General features: G+C 39.0%; 15 protein-coding genes and 1 pseudogene. 6 read left to right on the top strand and 10 right to left on the bottom strand.

Annotated elements, in window-relative coordinates; genetic code table 11:
- Positions 1 to 56 precede the first annotated feature (56 nt).
- Entirely contained in the window at positions 57 to 1,079 is a 1,023-nt protein-coding gene (locus tag AC1M85_RS14295; RefSeq protein WP_481954740.1) for a flavin reductase family protein, read from the top strand.
- Positions 1,080 to 1,111: 32 nt separating this feature from the next.
- Positions 1,112 to 2,254, top strand: a complete 1,143-nt coding sequence (locus AC1M85_RS14290; protein WP_488213293.1) for a fatty acid desaturase family protein — start codon at positions 1,112 to 1,114, stop codon at positions 2,252 to 2,254.
- A 171-nt stretch (positions 2,255 to 2,425) separates the two neighbouring features.
- Here AC1M85_RS14290 and AC1M85_RS14285 read toward each other — a convergent pair whose 3' ends face one another.
- From AC1M85_RS14285 to AC1M85_RS14275, 3 genes and pseudogenes are all read right to left on the bottom strand, one after another.
- On the bottom strand, positions 2,426 to 2,848 hold the full coding sequence (locus AC1M85_RS14285; protein WP_180028922.1) for a hypothetical protein: 423 nt from the start codon (positions 2,846 to 2,848) through the stop codon (positions 2,426 to 2,428).
- A gap of 1,163 nt (positions 2,849 to 4,011) precedes the next feature.
- A pseudogene (locus tag AC1M85_RS14280) lies at positions 4,012 to 4,296 on the bottom strand (PAAR domain-containing protein); the annotation flags it as partial.
- The gene (locus AC1M85_RS14275) at positions 4,289 to 4,738 is read right to left on the bottom strand and encodes a PAAR domain-containing protein (protein ID WP_488213292.1); all 450 of its coding nucleotides are present in this window, start codon (positions 4,736 to 4,738) and stop codon (positions 4,289 to 4,291) included. The pseudogene AC1M85_RS14280 and the gene AC1M85_RS14275, both read right to left, overlap by 8 nt.
- A 271-nt stretch (positions 4,739 to 5,009) precedes the next feature.
- Here AC1M85_RS14275 and rph point away from each other — a divergent pair, with 271 nt between their 5' ends.
- Positions 5,010 to 5,726 carry a ribonuclease PH gene (rph, locus tag AC1M85_RS14270; RefSeq protein ID WP_035270511.1) on the top strand — a complete coding sequence of 239 codons (717 nt, stop codon included), beginning with the start codon at positions 5,010 to 5,012 and terminating at the stop codon, positions 5,724 to 5,726.
- A gap of 308 nt (positions 5,727 to 6,034) precedes the next feature.
- A complete protein-coding gene (locus AC1M85_RS14265; RefSeq protein ID WP_488213291.1) occupies positions 6,035 to 8,266 on the top strand; it encodes a phosphocholine-specific phospholipase C in 2,232 nt (743 codons plus the stop codon).
- A 61-nt stretch (positions 8,267 to 8,327) separates the two neighbouring features.
- Here the strand turns inward: AC1M85_RS14265 and AC1M85_RS14260 are convergent, their stop codons facing one another.
- Both AC1M85_RS14260 and nadC read right to left on the bottom strand, forming a co-directional pair.
- Entirely contained in the window at positions 8,328 to 10,658 is a 2,331-nt protein-coding gene (locus tag AC1M85_RS14260) for a DUF6351 family protein (protein ID WP_488213290.1), read from the bottom strand.
- Between the two features lie 433 nt (positions 10,659 to 11,091).
- Positions 11,092 to 11,937, bottom strand: a complete 846-nt coding sequence (gene nadC, locus AC1M85_RS14255) for a carboxylating nicotinate-nucleotide diphosphorylase (protein WP_179999994.1) — start codon at positions 11,935 to 11,937, stop codon at positions 11,092 to 11,094.
- Between the two features lie 144 nt (positions 11,938 to 12,081).
- On the opposite strand from nadC, the gene ampD reads away from it, so the two are divergent.
- Together ampD and murJ are read left to right on the top strand one after the other, a co-directional pair.
- The gene (gene ampD / locus AC1M85_RS14250) at positions 12,082 to 12,651 is read left to right on the top strand and encodes a 1,6-anhydro-N-acetylmuramyl-L-alanine amidase AmpD (protein ID WP_092767969.1); all 570 of its coding nucleotides are present in this window, start codon (positions 12,082 to 12,084) and stop codon (positions 12,649 to 12,651) included.
- Positions 12,652 to 12,719: 68 nt separating this feature from the next.
- Positions 12,720 to 14,273 carry a murein biosynthesis integral membrane protein MurJ gene (murJ, locus tag AC1M85_RS14245; protein WP_488213889.1) on the top strand — a complete coding sequence of 518 codons (1,554 nt, stop codon included), beginning with the start codon at positions 12,720 to 12,722 and terminating at the stop codon, positions 14,271 to 14,273.
- 72 nt (positions 14,274 to 14,345) lie between these two features.
- Here the strand turns inward: murJ and bamJ (AC1M85_RS14240) are convergent, their stop codons facing one another.
- The 5 genes from bamJ (AC1M85_RS14240) to AC1M85_RS14220 all read right to left on the bottom strand — a co-directional run bounded on the left by bamJ (AC1M85_RS14240) (position 14,346) and on the right by AC1M85_RS14220 (position 19,685).
- Complete coding sequence (gene bamJ, locus AC1M85_RS14240) at positions 14,346 to 15,035, bottom strand: BamJ family beta-barrel-assembly machinery protein (RefSeq protein ID WP_035267761.1); 690 nt, start codon at positions 15,033 to 15,035, stop codon at positions 14,346 to 14,348.
- Positions 15,036 to 15,083: 48 nt separating this feature from the next.
- Positions 15,084 to 15,791 (bottom strand): BamJ family beta-barrel-assembly machinery protein, encoded by a 708-nt coding sequence (gene bamJ, locus AC1M85_RS14235; RefSeq protein WP_488213289.1) that lies wholly within the window; start codon positions 15,789 to 15,791, stop codon positions 15,084 to 15,086.
- A 182-nt stretch (positions 15,792 to 15,973) separates the two neighbouring features.
- Positions 15,974 to 18,160 (bottom strand): polysaccharide biosynthesis tyrosine autokinase, encoded by a 2,187-nt coding sequence (locus AC1M85_RS14230; RefSeq protein ID WP_488213288.1) that lies wholly within the window; start codon positions 18,158 to 18,160, stop codon positions 15,974 to 15,976.
- A 17-nt stretch (positions 18,161 to 18,177) separates the two neighbouring features.
- Positions 18,178 to 18,606, bottom strand: a complete 429-nt coding sequence (locus AC1M85_RS14225) for a low molecular weight protein-tyrosine-phosphatase (protein WP_488213287.1) — start codon at positions 18,604 to 18,606, stop codon at positions 18,178 to 18,180.
- Complete coding sequence (locus tag AC1M85_RS14220; RefSeq protein ID WP_481589389.1) at positions 18,606 to 19,685, bottom strand: polysaccharide biosynthesis/export family protein; 1,080 nt, start codon at positions 19,683 to 19,685, stop codon at positions 18,606 to 18,608. The genes AC1M85_RS14225 and AC1M85_RS14220 overlap by 1 nt, the downstream gene beginning before the upstream one ends.
- Positions 19,686 to 19,688: the final 3 nt, after the last annotated feature.

The raw sequence follows: 19,688 nt of genomic DNA, 5'->3' as shown, positions 1-19,688 counted from the left end.
CTATTAGAACACTTGTTCACTCAATTAAATTGAAATACAAAAGAGGAACGTTTGAGATGAGTAGTTATCTGTCATATCGTCCTGAATGGATTCGAGAAGATTTCGTCGATTTTATCGCTGAAAAAATACATCCCACTTTGGCTTGGAAAAAAGTCAAAGCATCGCTCGTGAGTCGTCAGGCACTTAGTCACGATTTCTATGAGATTCATTTATGTCCAAATCACAATTTCGATTTTCAACAGATTGAGGCAGGGCAAAGTGTTTTAGTGACAGTCGTAATTGCAGGCGTGCGTCTACAACGTAGTTATTCGATTGTGGAAATTTCTGCGACAGGTAATCTGGTGATTGCTGTCCGAGCTCAAGGAGTAGTGTCGAATTGTTTAAGCCAATTGGCGATAGGTTCTGTTGTGGAAATTTCTCAAGCGCAAGGTAAATTTACGCTTGAGCCGACTCAACAGCCAATTGTGTTATTGGCGTCGGGGAGTGGCATTACCGCCATTTATGCATTGCTTACGAAGGCTTTAAACACATTATCTGTACCTATCTATTTGATTTATTTCTGTCGAGATGACGCGTTCCACGTGAAACTACAACAGCTCGCTTCAAAACATGATCATTTTAATTATCACTATTTTAATACACGCCAACATAAACAATATCTGACATTAGCGTTGTTAGAGCAGTTAATGCCAAGTTTTAGGCAAGCACAGATTTATGCATGCGGTGCAACTTCGATGATGCAAGCTGTAAATCAAATTTGTCATGAAGAGGGGATCAGCAATCAGCTCAAACAAGAGTTTTTTCAAATCCGTGTAGATGAAGAAATTGAAAAACAATCTGTCACGTTTATCCGCAGTCAGAAATCGTTTGAAGCTCAAAAAAGTTTGTTGGTGAGTGCTGAAGAGGCTGGATTAAGACCCGCTCATGGATGCCGAATGGGTATTTGTAATGCATGTGTCTGTAACAAAGTGAGTGGCGCTACTAAAAATATGCTCACAGGTGAAATTGAACATGAGCCAAATCGACAAATTAAATTATGTATTAGTCAGGCAGTAAGCCCTGTTGTGATTAATTTGTAATTTAACGGTATCGTATAAGACTGGAAAAAATAATGAATATGTCACTTAATACAACATGGCAATCAAAATCTAAACATCTGACCGCTGAGCAAACTGAAGCATTTGGACAACGCGTTGAGCAGATCCGACTCAGTATTATGAATAATTTGGGTGAACAAGATGCCAAATATATTTATAAGATTCGTAACTTTGTTCGCTATAGCGAGATTGGCTCACGTGCATTGCTGATGTTTGGTGGTTGGATTCCACCTGTTTGGTTGGTGGGTACAGGATTACTGGGCGTGTCCAAAATTGTTGAAAATATGGAACTTGGACATAATGTGATGCATGGTCAATTTGACTGGTTGAATGATCCTAGTTTAAACGGTGCGACATATGACTGGGATACCATCTCAACAGGCGATGACTGGAAATATACCCATAACTATGTACATCATACTTATACCAATATTGTGGGGATGGATCATGATGTAGGTTATGGCTTACTTCGTGTTTCAGCATCTCAACCGTGGGAACCAAGATTTTTGTTGAATATTCCATTAGCGATTCAATTGATGGTGTTTTTTGAATGGTATGTCGGTGTTCAAAACCTACACTTGGAAGACGCGCTTGTTTATAAAACCAAATCTTGGAAACAAGTGTGGAAAGATGCTGAAAAATTAAGAAAAAAAGTACGACGTCAGGTGGTGAAAGATTATGTCTTTTTCCCGATTATCGCTGGTCCAAATGCGCTTCCTGTCTTCGTAGGCAATGCAGTTGCAAATGTGATTAGAAGTTTATGGTCATCTGCAGTGATTTTTAATGGTCATTTTACTGAAGATACAGAAACATTTGAGATGGATAACACCGAAAATGAAACGCGAGCAGAATGGTATTTACGTCAAATTCGAGGTTCAAGTAACTTTACGGGAACATCATGGCTGCATATTTTGAGTGGTAATTTGAGTCATCAAATCGAGCATCATTTATTCCCTGATATGCCTGCAAATCGCTATGCAGAAGCTGCGCCAAAAATTAAAGCATTATGTGAGGAATATGGCATTCACTATAATGAAGCTAACTTTATGAAACAATTCTGGAGCGTTTGGGTTCGTTTAGCTAAATGTTCTTTACCAAATGATAAGACAGCTAAAATTTCTCAATCTATAAGAAAATTAAGAGGAATATTTGCTTGAGTACCACTATTTAGTTTAATTCATGAAAGGCATGGAGCATTGAACAAAGTTTTAAGCGTGGAACGTGAAGAGTCAACAAAAAAGCCCGATTGGTGAGGATCGGGCTTTTGAATCAAATAAAGGTACTTAAATTAAAAAATGGGTATTACGTTAATTGTAAGAAATCTAAAGTTACTCAGAAGACAAAAATATTATTCCAACATCTAGTTGTTCTAACTTACTAGGATCAGAATTAGAAACTTGTTCCTGAAGTTTTTCAGAATAATCATATATTTTCGTTCTATAACCAGGAAATTGAATATAAATATGTGCAGCACTCATATTCCAATCTTTTAAACTTGGTTTTATCAAATAATATTTTAGTGTTTCAGGAGAAATTTTAAACTTACCTTTGCTATCGGTTGTAATAGAATTATGACTATCTCTAGCTGTATCATATCCAATATAACCATGATAATTGGCAATAGGTTTTTTGCTTTCAATACTATATATATAGCCTGTAGTTTCAGGAGTTAAATATAAAGTCTTTTGAGTGCAAGCTACTAAAAAAGTGGATATAAATATTATAAGCAAATGACTAAAAAAAAATTTCATTTTGTAATTCCAGAAATAAATAAAAGCCCAGCTACGTCTTCTTGACTTGCTACAGATCGTTCATGAAATAGAGTTATATTATTTTCATTTTCATCTGCATATTTCATTAAATCAATTTCTCCACTTTTTGGATAAGTAGTACCTGCTTTTGGACTTTGATTAATAATTCCAGAGGTGGATTTATGCCCTTTTGAATGCTTTTGACCGCTATAAGCTAACAATAATTCATGTCCCATTTCATGTGCAAATGTAAGTCTAAATTGTTTATTTGCTTTTGATGCATCCCAAAATTGCCATATAGCCCCTCTCGATGTGTTAAATAACATATAACCAGTATTATAAAATGTACTCCTGTAAAGCTCCCAATTAGCACTTCTACTTGGACGCCAATTAGTAGCAAATATTAACTTCATCATAGGCATCATATTTACTGTTGACTCTTGAGCAGTTAGAAAAACCTCATAATTTTTTCCATCTAACAATATACTTTTTCCAACTGGATGAGAGCCATTTCGACTCCAGTAATATTTCATTCCATCTAAAGCCATTGTTTTTAATTGTTCATAGGAAACATTCCTTGACCGATATGGAGGTTTTCCTATGAGAATCTGATTTGGTGGGATATATTTCCAAGAATCAATACCTTGTTCCCCCCCATCTGACAGACCAATTCTTAATATAATTGCTATCTTTAAGGTTTTTTTATTAATTAAAATGTCTATCCAATCTTTGTCTTTATACTTAAATTTTACATTTTTAGTCTGACTACATTGCTCTTTATCAAAGGCATAGCCTTTTATTCTAAAATTAATGCCATCTTTTGAAGTAAATTTTTTGCTATCATAGATATCATTTACGAACCCGTCCCAATCAACTTTTATTTTTTTTCCTGGGTGATGTGGGCCTGAAATTCTTTTTATTAACTGATATTTCCCAGGTTCCATCTCTATCTCTAATTTTAGATATTCAAAAATTCCAGCCTTAATTTTGATTTCATAATCAATTTTATCATTTGATTTTTTTCCTTGATAAGAAGGAACACCACAAGGTATAAATAAATCTGTTTTAATACTGATTTTACTCAACTCAATATCGAAATTATTTTTGTCAGACAAAAAGTTATTAGTAAGTTGGTTATTAGTCGTTTGCAAATTAGAAATGGTCGAACTACTGGAACCATTTCCACTTGTCCCAACAACATGAACTTGTTTTGGCATCAAAGTAGCACCACACGTGAACTTATCACCGACATAAGCGACTGCTTTACCATCAAAAATTACATGGTCATTACTCTTAATCAAAGTTGACCACGTTTTACATTTTGGACAAGCAAAACCATCTCCCGCACGAAGAAATAGGTTTCCCATTTGAGAACTTCGCGATTGAGTGGATAACACTGTTCCACCATGACTTGTTGTAGAACCATGTATGCCAAAACCTTTAGACACTCTTTGATCCTCCAATCGTTGAAATCATGAAATCTTTGGGTAAAGCGGCATCATGATACAAACGTAAGACATGAGCGGTTATTGGACTATCGATAATTTCATCACCATTTTCTAATAGTGAGCCAATAAGTGCTGCGGATCGATTATGAACAGTGATGGCACTACCAGCACCAGAGATAATTTTTGCTGTTGAACCATCAGTGTATATCGCTTCATCACCTACTAAAGCTAAAGAAATACCTTTGACCTTATAGGTATCAGTAGAGGCTCTTACTAAACCACCTTTTTTCGTTTTAGAACCATTAAATGCAGCATAAACTTTGGTATACGGCTTATTATTCCAGTAGAGTTGCTCTGCTTGGTGAATCTTTTGAATATCATCTTGGGAAAGCTTTTTTAGCTGCTCTTCTGGCAGTTCATGCAAAAAAATAGGGCTAGTCATGCTAGATCCAATTATTCTAATTCAATAAAGAATAACAAAATACAGAATGAAGAAAAAGTTCAAAATGTAATCACACATTATCAAGAATAGTGATCATTTTACATATGGGCGTTATACGAAGTCTGATCATTTTTTATGTCAACTCAGTTCAAACCAATGTATGTTTTTAAATGAAACTGCAATTTTAAAACACGGACTTATAACAAAGTTAGATGCCATCAATCTGCTATAATGTGCCCAATCTTTTTTTAAGTAAAAATTAGGACGTATTATGCGTATTGACCAGCGTGCATTAGACCAGTTACGTGACGTTAAAATTACTCGAAACTATACACGTTATGCAGAAGGTTCAGTTTTAGTTGAATTTGGTCATACCAAAGTTCTTTGTACTGCCAGTGTTGATAATTCAGTACCGCGCTTCTTGAAAGGAAAAGGCCAAGGTTGGGTGACTGCTGAATATGGCATGTTGCCACGTTCAACCCATACACGCAGTGACCGTGAGGCAGCTCGTGGTAAACAAAGTGGACGTACTCAAGAAATTCAACGCTTAATCGGCCGTAGTCTACGTGCCATGGTGGATTTGAAAAAATTGGGTGAAAACACGATTACAATCGACTGTGATGTTATTCAAGCCGATGGTGGTACACGTACAGCGTCTATTACAGGTGCTGCGGTAGCCTTGATTGATGCTATGAATTCATTACTTGAGAAAAAGAAAATCAAACAAGATCCACTCAAAGGTTTGGTGGCTGCAATTTCTGTTGGTATTTATCAAGACGAAGTACTACTCGACTTATGTTATGAAGAAGATTCAAACTGCCAAACAGATTTGAATGTGGTGATGACTCAGGCGGGTGAGTTTATTGAAATTCAAGGTACTGCGGAAGATAAACCGTTCACGCGTACGCAATGTAACGCAATGCTTGAAATGGCTGAGAAAGGCATTCAAGAGTTAATTCAAAAGCAACAGCAAGCACTAGGTTGGTAATTCGCATCTGATAGCATGCGTTAATTGCAAAAAAGCACCTTGATAGAGGTGCTTTTTTTATTTCATAGATTTGCAATTGAAGTTTCATTACAGCGTCACGAAAAAAGCGTATCACTGAGTTCGCATAAAACGAGAAGGATAACTACATGCGAGCTTATTTTTTTATATTCATTCTTACACCAAGTATTTTGTTAACAGCTTGTGGAGGAGATGATGATCACCAACCATCCAAACCGCAACCTTCAGATCCCAGCTGTGAAATCCACTGTGCTCCATAACCATAACAAGAATAACAACAGGATAAATATATGAACCGTCGTGACTTTATTTTAAATTCGACCAAGACATTATTGGGTGCATCTGCATTAGCAAGTTTTCCGCTGAGTATTCAAAAAGCTTTAGCCATTGATGCAAAAGTGGAAACTGGCACTATTCAAGATGTGAAACATGTGGTGATTTTGACTCAAGAAAATCGTTCTTTTGATAATTATTTTGGAACATTCAAAGGAGTACGTGGTTTTGGTGATCGATTCACCATTCCATTGAGTGGTAAAAGAGCGGTGTGGGAACAGTATGATGCCAACAAAAATAAAATTTTGCCTTATCACCTAGACAGTTCATTGGGCAATGCTCAACGTGTTTCGGGCACACCTCATTCATGGAAGGATGGTCAAGCCGCTTGGGATTGTGGGCGTATGGGCAATTGGGTGGAACATAAACACCCCCAATCCATGGGTTATTTTAAGAAACAAGAGCTCGAGTTCCAGTTTGCGCTGGCGGAAGCATTTACTTTATGTGATGCCTACCATTGCGCTATGCACGCGGGAACTAATCCCAATCGTAAATTTATTTGGACAGGGACCAACGGGCCAACTGCTGCAGGTGTCGCGAGTGTAGTCAACGAGTTTGATAGTATTGGCTCATCAATGATCGGTTACGACTGGACCACGTATCCTGAACGATTACAGCAGGCTGGGATTAGTTGGAAGGTTTATCAAAATATGCCCGATAATTTTACGGATAATCCTTTGGCGGGATTTAAGCAATATCGCAAAGCCAATGAATTATCTGGTAAGCCAGTTAGCCATGCCAATATTTTGTCGCCTGAATATGATGAGCGTATTGATCAACGACAACCTCTCTATAAGGGGATTGCCAATACGATGCCTAAGGACGGCGGTTTATTAGGACAATTTAAACAAGATATCTTAGACGGTAAATTGCCACAGGTGAGCTGGGTGGTCGCACCGGCAGCGTATAGTGAACATCCGGGACCATCAAGTCCTGTTCAAGGCGCGTGGTACATTCAAGAACTGTTAAACACTTTAACGGCAGATCCAGAGTTATGGAGTCAGACGGTTTTACTGGTCAATTTTGATGAAAATGATGGTTTCTTTGATCATGTACCATCGCCGTCTGCACCATCAAGAGAAATCAATGAAGCAGGTGATATCGTAAAAGTTCATGGTAAAACCACGTTATCAGAACAAGAGATATCATATGAATATTTCAATCACCCACGTGTATCAGGTTCGACAGCACAGCCTGAATTAAAATTTAAAAATGGTAAGAATGAAAACTTCTGGCATGGTGTGTATGGTCCAGGAGTGCGTGTTCCTATGTATATCATTTCACCATGGAGTCGTGGGGGATGGGTCAACTCTCAGGTATTTGATCATACTTCAATTATTCAATTTCTTGAGCAACGTTTTGGTGTAAAAGAGCCCAATATTAGCCCTTATCGTAGAGCAGTCTGTGGTGATCTTACGTCGGCATTTGACTTTAAGACACCTAACCTCAATGTACTGCCAACACTCAATGGGCAAAGAACCAAACAAGAAGCTGACAATACGCGTCGTTCGCAAGAGCAACTCAGCAAGGTTCCAGTCCCAGCAAATCAACAATTTCCTATGCAAGAATCTGGAATACGTCATTCTCGAGCATTACCTTATTTATTACATACCAGCGCGCGCGTACAGGTTGCAACCCGAAACATACAATTGATTTTTGCAAATGGTGGAGAACAAGGTGCGGTTTTCCATGTCTATGACAAACTAGATTTAAATGCTATTCCTCGACGTTTTATGGTGGAGGCAGGGAAACAGCTTGAGGATGTTTGGGAGCTAGTAGATGATCAATATGATCTTTGGGTACTTGGACCAAATGGTTATCATCGAGCATTCAAGGGAAATCTTCACCATCAAATTGAAAGAGATCATTTGCCAGAAATTCGAATTTGCTATGAAGCCTGTCAACCTAAAATAATTTTAAAAATACGGCATGATGGTGCTGAAGCCGTGGAGATGATGGTCAAGGACAATGCATACTACAATCAAAAAATGTGGACTGTCAAAACTCAATCGAATGAGGCTGAACTTCATCTAGATTTAACGGAGTCTTGGGGATGGTATGATTTTAATGTTGTGATCGCCCAACAGCAGGGAGAGCAGGCTTATGAACGTCGATTTGCTGGACGTATTGAAACAGGGCAGCATACATGTACCGATCCTATGATGGGATTATTGCAACCTAAATCTTAAACACGAAGTAAAAAAAGCCGTGAATGTTCACGGCTTTTTTCAGAATTGAAAAATTCAGGTATTAAGACAGTCGAAATGAATTAGAGATCCAACCTTTCGGAAGTTGAGGCATTATAAGCTCCTCAGGGCGATTTGGATCTTCATCCAGTTGCTTACCACCATAAATGACATCATTGATCTGACCATTTTGATTTTGATAGGTTAACCAAGGATAGGTTTTACCAAACCCAACAGGATCTTGGGTGTAATCACAAACACCATCTGGAAAAACTTTTTGTAATCGAGCCCATTGCTCATCTGTAAAGTTAATATTGGGGTAAAGACGACGTGTGAGTGGTTGTAGTTTACATTTATTGGCGTAGGTACTAATTTGATCACCTGCTACCATTCGCGGTGTTTTATACACCGGTACACGAAGGTTATTGCAGAACCCAGATCTTCGAATCGTTCCTAATGTGATACATGAGTCGTTAAGATTTACTTTATTGCGAGTGAGTTTCTGTGGCAGAGGTAAATTGCTTGTATCATTTTTTACGCGATCCAACCATTGGTTCATATCATCGAAACTGATTTCTAAACATTTAAGATCGCCAATCATAATGGTATCACCTCCATACAGAAGCTGATTGTTATGATGTCCGTGTGCTTTGTCTAAACGTGCTCTAATCGCGAATGCTCGGTAAGCATCATGGAATATCGCTGGATCTGGACCACGACAATCAATAATCGCCACTTGATCTAAATTATTGGCAACATTGATTAAACCAGTTCGATAAGCATTTTTTAAACCTTGCTCCGTGGCATATAACCGTTCGGGAATTGGGTTAATATCAATATCGACTCCACCGAGGCGTTCATTTAATAAAACAAATTTTTCAGCATTGATCACACCATCAAATAAGGTTTGAAGCCCGTATTGCACACCGACATTATCAATTGGTAGGTTAGCAAACCCAATATTTCGCTGGTTTTCGACAGGACTCCAAATTTGTCTACGCTGTTGTGTATTTGGATCAACTTCGGTTGGATTTCTGAGACCCAACAAATTTACAGCAGCCTCTTGAATTGAACAGCGTGTCCCATTCGGATTTGAGGTGGCATTGTACAGTTGTGTTTCTGATATTCCGCTACAAATGGTATTTGGTCGAGCAACATCGAATTGCGCAAGTTCACTGACATAACCATTAATCTCAGAAATATGACCTTGAATATGGTTAATTTGATGAGGGAGGAAAGAGCGGCCTTCTGCTGTTTTAAAATAATTGATCATAATATGATAATCAGCAAACTGAGACGCTGTACTCCATGCATCAGGGAAGGAGCACGTTACTAACAAACCTTGATATACACCTGGATAAGCGTTAGCTACCCATTGAGATGCGAGCGCGCCACCTGAGCAGCCTTGTCCAATCGTGTAGTCTAAAGTGCCGTATTGTTCGATAAAACGTTCTTTGGCCATAATGATTGATTCAGCTTGAACCGCCAAATTACAGTTATGTCCACTGTTGGATAGCGCCGTAGACATGACGCCATAACCTTTGCCCAAAGCCTTGATGGTAATATCTGGCAAAATAGAAGTTGATGTCGCAACCACGGTAGGTGCAGTTGCAGACTGATAATCATTTCCGCAACTTTGCCCATGGGTTACTAACAGCTTATTATTAAATTGGGGTTGTGGATTCAACGCAGTCCAAGGCTGATTAGGATTAAATAATACAGCAAACCGATATTCATCACGATTTTGATAGCCGACTTCTTCTCGAATGATAAATGGTACTTCTACGCCTGTATCGGTCTTAATTTTGGAAATTAGACCCGCCGAAGGTGGTTTCTCAGGATTATAGGTTTGTAAAGTTCCGACCAAATTCCGATAGTAGTAATTATATTGAACAGGTTTACGGCAAAATAAATCAGTCGAGCCGTTGGTACAGGTCCATGGATTAATTTGAGGTCCAGATAAAAGAGGACCTGTGGTACTGAAATTTTTTAAATATAAATTTTGAATTTCATTTGGTGTTTCAATTTTAAGTAGATTTTCCCCTAACTGTAATCCATCTAATAGCACTCTATTCTGAGCATTAGAAAAGCGAGATTTGATGTCCTGTCCATTTAAATGAATGCTTATATTTGCGTCATTAAAATTAATCGATGGGTCTAATTCGATCAATACATCATTATCTGTCACAAGATCGGGGCGAGTTGATAAAACAGTCACGAATTCTTTTTCAAGTTTATTCGTTGGATTGTCAGGATCAGTTGGATTGGTCGGAGTTGGCTGTGATCCATTACCACCGCCTGAATTCCCCCCAGATTCGCTGGAGCTTTTACAACCGACGAGTAAGCTGCTACTAATCGCGACGCTTAAAAGCGTATAGATCATTTGCGTTTTCATGTGATTTCCCTAATGTACAACATGGTGGATGCAATCGATCCGATGACTGCATTTCTTTTTATTTATTCACTGACATTCAGCATGGTCTATGCGTTGACACCCTCCTATTATTTAGACAATGCGAACTCATGGTTTAATTGTATTTATTGGCTTCACTATGAATGAAAATTAGGCAGCATTCCATGACAGAAAATTGAATAATTGTAAAATTAAGGCGAATAAATAGTTGAAATTTAATGATTTACTTTGCATTCTATGGATTTAGCATGATTTTGATTAAAAAATAATCTTAAAGCGTGGAAGGTATCAACTAGGACCATATAAATTCAAATTTTTTTGTATTCTTGCGATAAAGTTAATGTAGCATCACAGTTTTAAGCAAATAAAAAAAGGAGCAAAGCCCCTTTTTTATTGAGAGATAGGATTGAATCAATTAAGCGTTAAAGCGCATAGATAAATCGATGGCTTTGACATCTTTAGTCAGTACACCCATGGAAATAAAGTCGACGCCTGAAGTAGCAACTTCACGTAAGTTCTCGATGGTAATATTACCTGAAGCTTCTAATTTACAGCGACCAGCCACATGCTTGACTGCATCAATCATTTGTTGTTGGCTGAAATTGTCCAACATGACGATATCGGCACCAGCATCTAAAGCTTGGTTTAACTCATCCCAAGTTTCAACTTCGACTTCCACAGGTTTACCTGGTGCAATAGCATGCGCTTTGTCGATTGCTTGCTGAATACCACCTGCAGCCATAATATGGTTTTCTTTAATTAAAAAAGCATCGAATAAACCTAAACGATGGTTTTGACCACCACCTACACCCACCGCATATTTTTGCGCAATACGTAAGCCAGGTAATGTTTTACGTGTATCCAGTAATTTGGTATTTAAACCTTCTAAATGTTTCACATATTCAGCCGTTTTTGTAGCAACAGCAGAAAGTGTTTGTACAAAATTAAGTGCTGGGCGTTCAACGGTTAACAGACTGCGTGCTGAGCCTGCAAGTTTTAAAAATGCCTCATTGGCTTGAACTTGATCGCCATCTTGCTTTAACCAAATCACATCAACGCTTGGATCATAGGCTTTAATTAAAGCATTCACCCACGGTTGCCCTGCAAGAATCATCGTTTCGCGACTGATAATGGTTGCTGTTGCTTGTTCATCTTCAGGTGTCAGCAATGCGGTGATATCACGCTCACCAATATCTTCTTGCAATGCTTGTTGGATATTGATTTGAATTGATTGTTCAAGCAAAGATTGCGGTATGCTCATAAAATCCCTATTGTAGGCACCAGAAAAATGAGCAATATATTACCATTGCACCTCAAGTAATGGTGCTGTTTTTTTCGTCCAAGTCTTTTCAAAGATGAGCGTGGATGAATTGTCATAAGTTGCAAACACGGATTGAGATCACACATGTCGAATGTACCCAAGCTTCAAGTGGTAGATGGTGTATTACAAGGTGCAAGATTTATTGCTTCACCAAATTTTAATCAAAGACCAGACCATACTGACATTCAACTGGTGGTCATCCACAATATTAGCTTACCGCCCTCACAGTTTGGAGGAGGCTATATTGAGCAGTTTTTCCAAAATAAATTAGATTGGAATGCACACCCTTATTTTAAAACCATTGAAGGGATGCAGGTCTCAGCACATTTGTTGATTTTAAGGTCAGGCGAAATTTTACAGTTTGTTAATTTTAAAGACCGTGCTTGGCATGCAGGACGCTCTACGTACATGGCAAATCCAGAATGCAATGATTATTCGATTGGCATTGAACTCGAGGGTAGTGATGATCAAGATTTTACGGAACAACAATATCAAGCTTTAGTTGAGGTCGTGGCAACACTTCAACACGCTTATCCTAAAATTAAAAGTCATATCGCAGGGCATTCAGATATTGCACCTGGACGAAAGACCGATCCAGGACCGCATTTTCAATGGTCTTATTTTAGAGATCAATTAAAACAACGAAAAATATGATGCTTTGTCGAATGAAATAACAATTTAAAAGCGAAGTTTTATTACAATATCGTCAATCTTTTTAAGTGGTGAATATGATGGCGCTTTGGCGATCCACCTTTATTGTTAGTGCAATGACCATGTTGTCTCGTGTCATGGGGCTTATTCGAGACATGGTGCTGTTAAATGTGTTCGGGGCAGGTAAAGACTTCGATACTTTTGTCGTAGCGTTTCGTATTCCCAACTTTTTTAGGCGTCTTTTTGCCGAAGGTGCATTTTCCCAAGCATTTATTCCTGTTCTCACAGAATATAAAACCACCAAACTCCATGCTGAAGTTCAGATCCTAATTAGTCGGGTATTTGGATGTTTGCTTACCGTGATGACTGCATTAACTTTGCTGTGTATGATTGTTGCACCTGCGATACTGTATGTTTATGCTCCAGGATTTCATGCCGATGCAGCCAAATTTGATTTATCAGTCGACTTATTCCGTCTCACCATTCCCTACCTGATGTTTATGTCGCTGACGGCATTTGCCAGCAGTATCTTAAACAGTTATGGCTCGTTCACCGCACCTGCATTTGCGCCAGTGTTGTTGAATATTGCTATGATTGCAGGGGCTTTGTGGCTGTCACCATATATGGAAACACCCATTATGGCATTGGGTTGGGCAGTGGTGTTTGCTGGCATTTTGCAATTAGCCCTACAAATTCCGGAGCTTTGGCGCAAAAAACTCCTGATTCCACCCAAAGTTGATTTTAAGCACGAAGGTGTCGAGCGTATTTTAAAATTAATGTTGCCTGCACTGTTTGGGGTTTCAGTCACACAAATTAATTTACTGCTCAATACCATTTGGGCGTCTTTTATGCAAAATGGTTCTGTGTCATGGCTTTATACTGCAGAACGGATGACCGAATTGCCTTTAGGCTTAATTGGTGTAGCCATTGGAACGGTGATTTTGCCTGCACTCTCTGCGCGTAAAGCCGAACAGGATCAAACTAAATTTAAGGCCATGTTAGATTGGGCTGCACGTGTCATCGTATTTGCAGGTATCCCAGCCAGTATCGCTTTATTTATGTTGTCTACACCTATTATTCAAGCGCTGTTCCAACACGGTGCTTTTGATGCACGAGCGACAGAAATGACCGCTTTGGCATTACAATGTATGAGTGGTGGTGTTTTGGCATTTATGTTGATTAAAGTATTTGCTCCTGGTTTTTATGCGATTCAAGATACCAAAACCCCAGTACGTGTTGGCCTAATGGCAGTTGCAGCCAACGCAATCCTCAATGTGGTTTTTATTGGTATCTTCAAATGGATGGGTTGGGAAGAACTCCATATGGCATTGGCGTTGTCATCTACAGGTTCTGCTTTAGTCAATGCAGGGATGCTATATTTCTATTTACACAAGCGTGAAATATTCCGATTTGGTCCGCACTGGAAAAAGTTATTTTTCCAATTTATGGTGGGCAACGCCGTGATGATCGCAGCTCTATGGTATGGCCTAAGCTGGTATAACCCAGATGTAGCGCCGTGGATTCGTGTATTTGAAGTGCTTGCTCTTTGTGTATTAGGTGTGGTTGCCTATGTATTGGGTTTATTTGCGACTGGCTTTAGACCAAGACAATTAAAACATGGCTAGTGTTTCAACCAGACCCTAAATAAAACAAAAAAACATCGCGGAAGCGATGTTTTTTTATAAGTCATGTGAATATTAAGGCAAAACTTTTAAAAGTTCGACATCAAAGATTAAGGTGCTGTTCGGCTCAATCGCATCGCCCGAACCGATCTCACCATAGGCCAAATCAGCAGGAATAAAGAAGCGGTATTTAGCACCTTCCTTCATGAGTTGTAAGCCTTCAGTCCAACCCGGAATGACTTGACTCACTTGGAATTCAACCGCTTGATTACGCGCGATCGAACTATCGAATACTGTGCCATCGATCAAACGCCCTTCATAATGAACTTTCACTTTTGACGTCGCTTTAGGCGTTTTGCCTTGACCTTGCTGAATCACTTGATATTGCAGACCTGTTGGTCGTGTGACGATACCTGCTTTCTTGGCATTCTCTTGTAAAAATTGCTGCCCAGATTTTAAATTTTCTGCAGCCAATTTTTGAAATTCGATCAGCTGTTTCGATTCGCTTTGCTTTTTGTATTTGGTTAAAGCCTGCGCCATTTCTTGATCGGTTAAACTCGATTTTTGACCAGTTGAGCCTTGTTTCAATCCTTCAATAAAGGCATCCAAATTAATATCTTTTAATGTATCCGCATTAGTGCGTCCCATCACATAGCCATAGCTATATCCGAGCTGATCTTTCTCAGTACTTTTATTGCTAATGTTTGCCGCAAATGAGGCAGAGCTGAGGATCAGCAGACTGCTTAATATAGAGATTTTTTTCATCATTCAAATCCAAAAAAAGGAGAGCTGAGGGCTCTCCTTTTGATTAACTTATTTGACTTCGATTAATTCAACATCAAAAATGAGTGTGCTGTTTGGTGGAATCGTGCCAGGAACACCCTGTTCACCATAAGCCAGATTTGATGGAATATATAAGGTTGCTTTACCGCCTTCCTTCATCAATTGTAGGCCTTCGGTCCATCCAGGGATGACCTGATTCAACGGAAATTCAATCGGTTCGCCACGTTCAACCGAGCTATCAAAGACTTTGCCATCAAGTAATTTACCGGTGTAATGCACTTTAACCACAGAGTTTGCAGCAGGTTGTTTGCCTGTACCTTCTTTGCTGACGAGGTACTGCAAACCAGAAGCAGTAGTTTTAACATTCGGTTTTTTTGCATTTTCAGCCAGGAAGCTATTGCTTTGTGCATCGGCAGCTTTAGAGTCTTCGACTTTCTTTTCTTCTAATTCTTTTTGTAAAGCCACATAGGCAGTTTGCAGTTCTTCATCGGTATAGGCACGTTCTTTTTTAGCATGCGCTTCACGGACACCGACAATAAACGGATCAATGGCAACTTCAGGAGGAGTTTGGCTGGCAACTTCATAACCGAGTGCATAACTGATTTTATCAATCGGTTTTGCATCAGCAGTCATGCTAGAAACTGTCGCAGATGTTGGATGTTGACTTGCATAATAAACAGGGACGAGCGCAGCACCGCCTAAAACGACAGCAACAGCGATGGGTAAAGCTTTACTCATGAGATTTCCAATTTTTTTCAATTATATGTGCGACATTCTAAAATCGCGGAACCAAAACAGCATAGCGTCAATTCACTTTCAGCGATATAGAATTTCAATGAAATCAACAAAATTTCACAAATATACAGTGTTTGATCGGCATAAAAAAAGCCTGAATAGATCAGGCTTTTATTCAACAATAATTAATCATTGTCCTTTGAAGCTTTATATGCATACGCATAGTTATAACCATAGCCATAACCCGCTGCATTACGTTGAATGTCATTTAAAATAAAGCCATTTACTTTCACACCGGCTTGTTCGAAACGATTGACTGTGATTTCGAGTTCTTTCATTTGTGTCTTCGCATAGCGAGCAATGACAATATTCACACCTGCATATTGCGAAATGATAATACCATCAGTCACCGCAAGTATAGGTGGCGTGTCAATGATCACATGATCAAACTGTGTTGAAAGCTGTTCAAGCAACTGTTTGAATTTTTCAGAACTCAGCATTTCAGACGGATTAGTCGGACTCTTACCACGAGTGATCACACTTAAACCAGCGACTTCAGTGTCTCGAATAATATTTTGTAGAGAGTGCTGATCAGTCATGTAATCAGTCAAACCTGGCTGTGTTTCAATATTGAAATATTTGTGTAGATAACCACGACGTAAGTCAGCATCAATAATCAAAACACGTTTGTCAGCTTGCGCCAATATCGTGGCTAAATTGGTTGAAATAAATGATTTACCCACTTCAGGTGCAGGACCAGAAATCATAATCACATTATTTCGAGCTGAACTCAGCGCAAAATGAATCGCCGTGCGCATACTGCGTAAACTTTCAATCGCAATATCATCGCTATTCTTAATCGCGAGAATTGGAATTTTCTTATGCTTTTTCAGCATTTTAATACGGCTTTCTTGCACTGGTGAACGTGGAACCGTAGCATAAACCGGCAGATCCAATTCATTTTCAATTTGACTAGAATCTTTGATGCCTGAACGCATCATATCACGTAACAGCGCTAGAAGTGTCCCGAGGAAACCACCAAGGAAAATGGACAGAATTAGGATCTGTAATTTTTTAGGCTTAATTGGTTCAATCGGTTCTACGGCAGTATCAACAATACGAACATTACCAATTTCCCCCGCTTTCGCAATGCGAAGTTGTTGGTACGAATTCAGCAAAGCTGTATACAACTGTTGTTTGACTTCAACTTCACGGAATAACTGTAGATAGCGACGTTGCAAGTCTGGGAGTTGTTTTAAGGTGCCATCCAATTCATTGATTTTTTTATTGATCGCGCCAAGTTGAGCGTTCATTTGTTGCATGATTGGATGTTCATTGGTGTATTTAGCACCAGCTTCAGCGACTTTTTGCTCAAGTTCTACTTTTTGTGTTTCTAAGGCAATACTTTGTGTGAGATATAATTCAGATTCTTTGGTGACATCAACTGTATTAAAGCCTTGACGGAATTTGTTAAATTCGCGCTCTGCGACATCCAGTTGTTGTTTTAGTTCTGGGAGTTGTTCATCCAAGAATTTGAGCGTTTGCGCAGTTTCGGCAGAACGACGTTCAACATTTTGCTGACTATACGCATTTAAAATCGTATTCAGGACTTTTGTAATATGCTCTTTATCTTGACCTTGATAGTTTAATCCTAAAACACCAGTCATTTTGCCTTTTGCAGCCACTGAATAGTTGGCCAAAAGTGATTTCATCGCAGTTGGTAAAGATTGTTTGGTGATGAGATACCGGTCATTCAATTGATCTTGTGTGCGAATCTCAACTTTCCATACGCCATCACGGGTAGAGCTTTGATTGAGTTGGTTCAGTAAACCTTTCAGGACCACTTCTTCGGTTTTTATATCCGTCAGGGTAAATTGTTTCTCAGTAAAATTAAGTTCTAATGCACGGTCACGAAATTTCTGAGGAACATGGAAATGGGGAATAGCAAAAGATTTTTCGTCATCGTTAAAAATTACGGATTGACGTGAATAACTGGTCGAATAGTCATGTGGTGAAAATAAACGATCAAAGAAAGAGTTTTGCGTACCGGACACTCTAAGATCTAGATTTAAATTCTCAATCACTGAACCGAGGACTAATCGAGATTTCAAGATTTCAATTTCTGCTTGAGCGGGTTGTTTCTGCTCAATCATACTTGAGAGATCACCCAAAAGTGCAGCTGAAGTCCCTTTACTTTCTTCAACTTGGACCAAAGCATCAACAGAGTAGGTATCTGGTGTTGTACGCAAGTAGAGTAGAGCACAGACCAGACTCAAAATCACACACAAGGCAATCAGTTTCCATTGTGCGATTAATGAAAAAAATAATTCTTTTAAATCAATTGTATCTTCGGTATTCGCGGTTTGACTCATAATCTTTATTCAAAATATTAAAGGTGTTTTTTCCAATCAGCGATACAATCCTGAATCAACTGACAGGTGTCATTAAAGAATGCTTGATCGTGTTGGTAAGGATCCGCAATATTTTTTTCACGCCAGTGCCCCAAGCGAAAGGTTTTTCCTTTTGCGTAGGGCCATGTTTGTTCGATATGCTTCTGTTGGTTCTGGCTCATGACAAGAATCAAATCCGCATTTTTGACCAATTCAGCATTCAGTTTGCGCGCCACATGATCTTGCATATTTATACCGAAATTTTGCATACATTGTAATGCTTTATCATCTGCAGGATGACCAACTAGACCAGAAATCCCAGCAGAGTGAATTTTTCGATTTGGGTATGCATCTTTTAGGAAATATTCTGCCATGGGGCTTCGACAGATATTTCCAATACAGACCACTAAAATATTTTTAAAATTCATCAATTCCCCAAACGATCTAAATTATATAAAGCATTGGAGAACGGAATCACCTGGTTGACCACACGTTGCCAGCGCGTTAGACCCGTTGCATCGACATAAACAATATCATTACTTTGCATTTTAAACTGATTAGCTAGACCAAAATTAGCAATGCTAGACAGATCCATATGGAAGATTTCAGTCATAGGTGAGTCACTTTGACTTCTAACGACGTAAATTTTACTGCTGCTTGCAGACAATGGATTCAGACCTAAGCTCTCCCCAATCACATCACTTAAAGTCATGCCTTGATCACGCATCGGCAAGGATTGGTTTTTCCCCGCCTCACCCATCACATATATTTTTTGGTTTTCGCGCGAGTTCACGTAAATCGTATCGTTGGCTTGAATCAAAAGATTGTGTAGCGAAAACCCTGCTTTTTCGAGCTCAATCGAATTTAAATTATAAGTTTGACCATTGCGAACGAGGCTAATCGACGTATTTGCACCAAATTGTGTATTGACACCGCCGGCTAAACCAAGCGCCGTATAGATGCTTGTAGGTTGATCATTCAGTGTATATTGACCACCTTTCATCACATTGCCTTGTACTGAATAGCGTTGACCTTGGTAAGACAGCACTCGGGCGATGACATCTGGCGTTTTTAAATAACGGGCAAGTAACTGACGAAGTTCTTGATTGACCTGATCTAAACTTTTGCCAGCCGCCTTGTAACGTCCAATAATTGGAAATTGAATATAGCCACGAGAGTCAATTTGATATCCTTTTTTTTCATCATTAGCCCCTGAAATTTCTGGATAGGCCCATAGATAAATAGATAATACATCACCAGCACTGAGTAGGTATTGTTTTTGATTTTGTAGAAACAAATGTCCTAAATCTTGGTGAACATTGACTTGTGCAGGTTGAACAGCAAAAAGGGACTCTTGAGTGAGTTTGATAACATTGACTAGCGTACCCAAATCCGTCTGAAAAACCCCTTCTTCTGGTAAATCATAAGTTTGCAGACCTGAAGTCACAGCGCAACCTGTAAAACTTAAGCTGAGTGCTAATAATAAACTATAGCGGTAGTAACTCACTCG

The sequence above is a fragment of the Acinetobacter sp. 24-47-64 genome (assembly GCF_057737055.1).
This window is presented reverse-complemented; position numbering and strand designations above follow the sequence as displayed.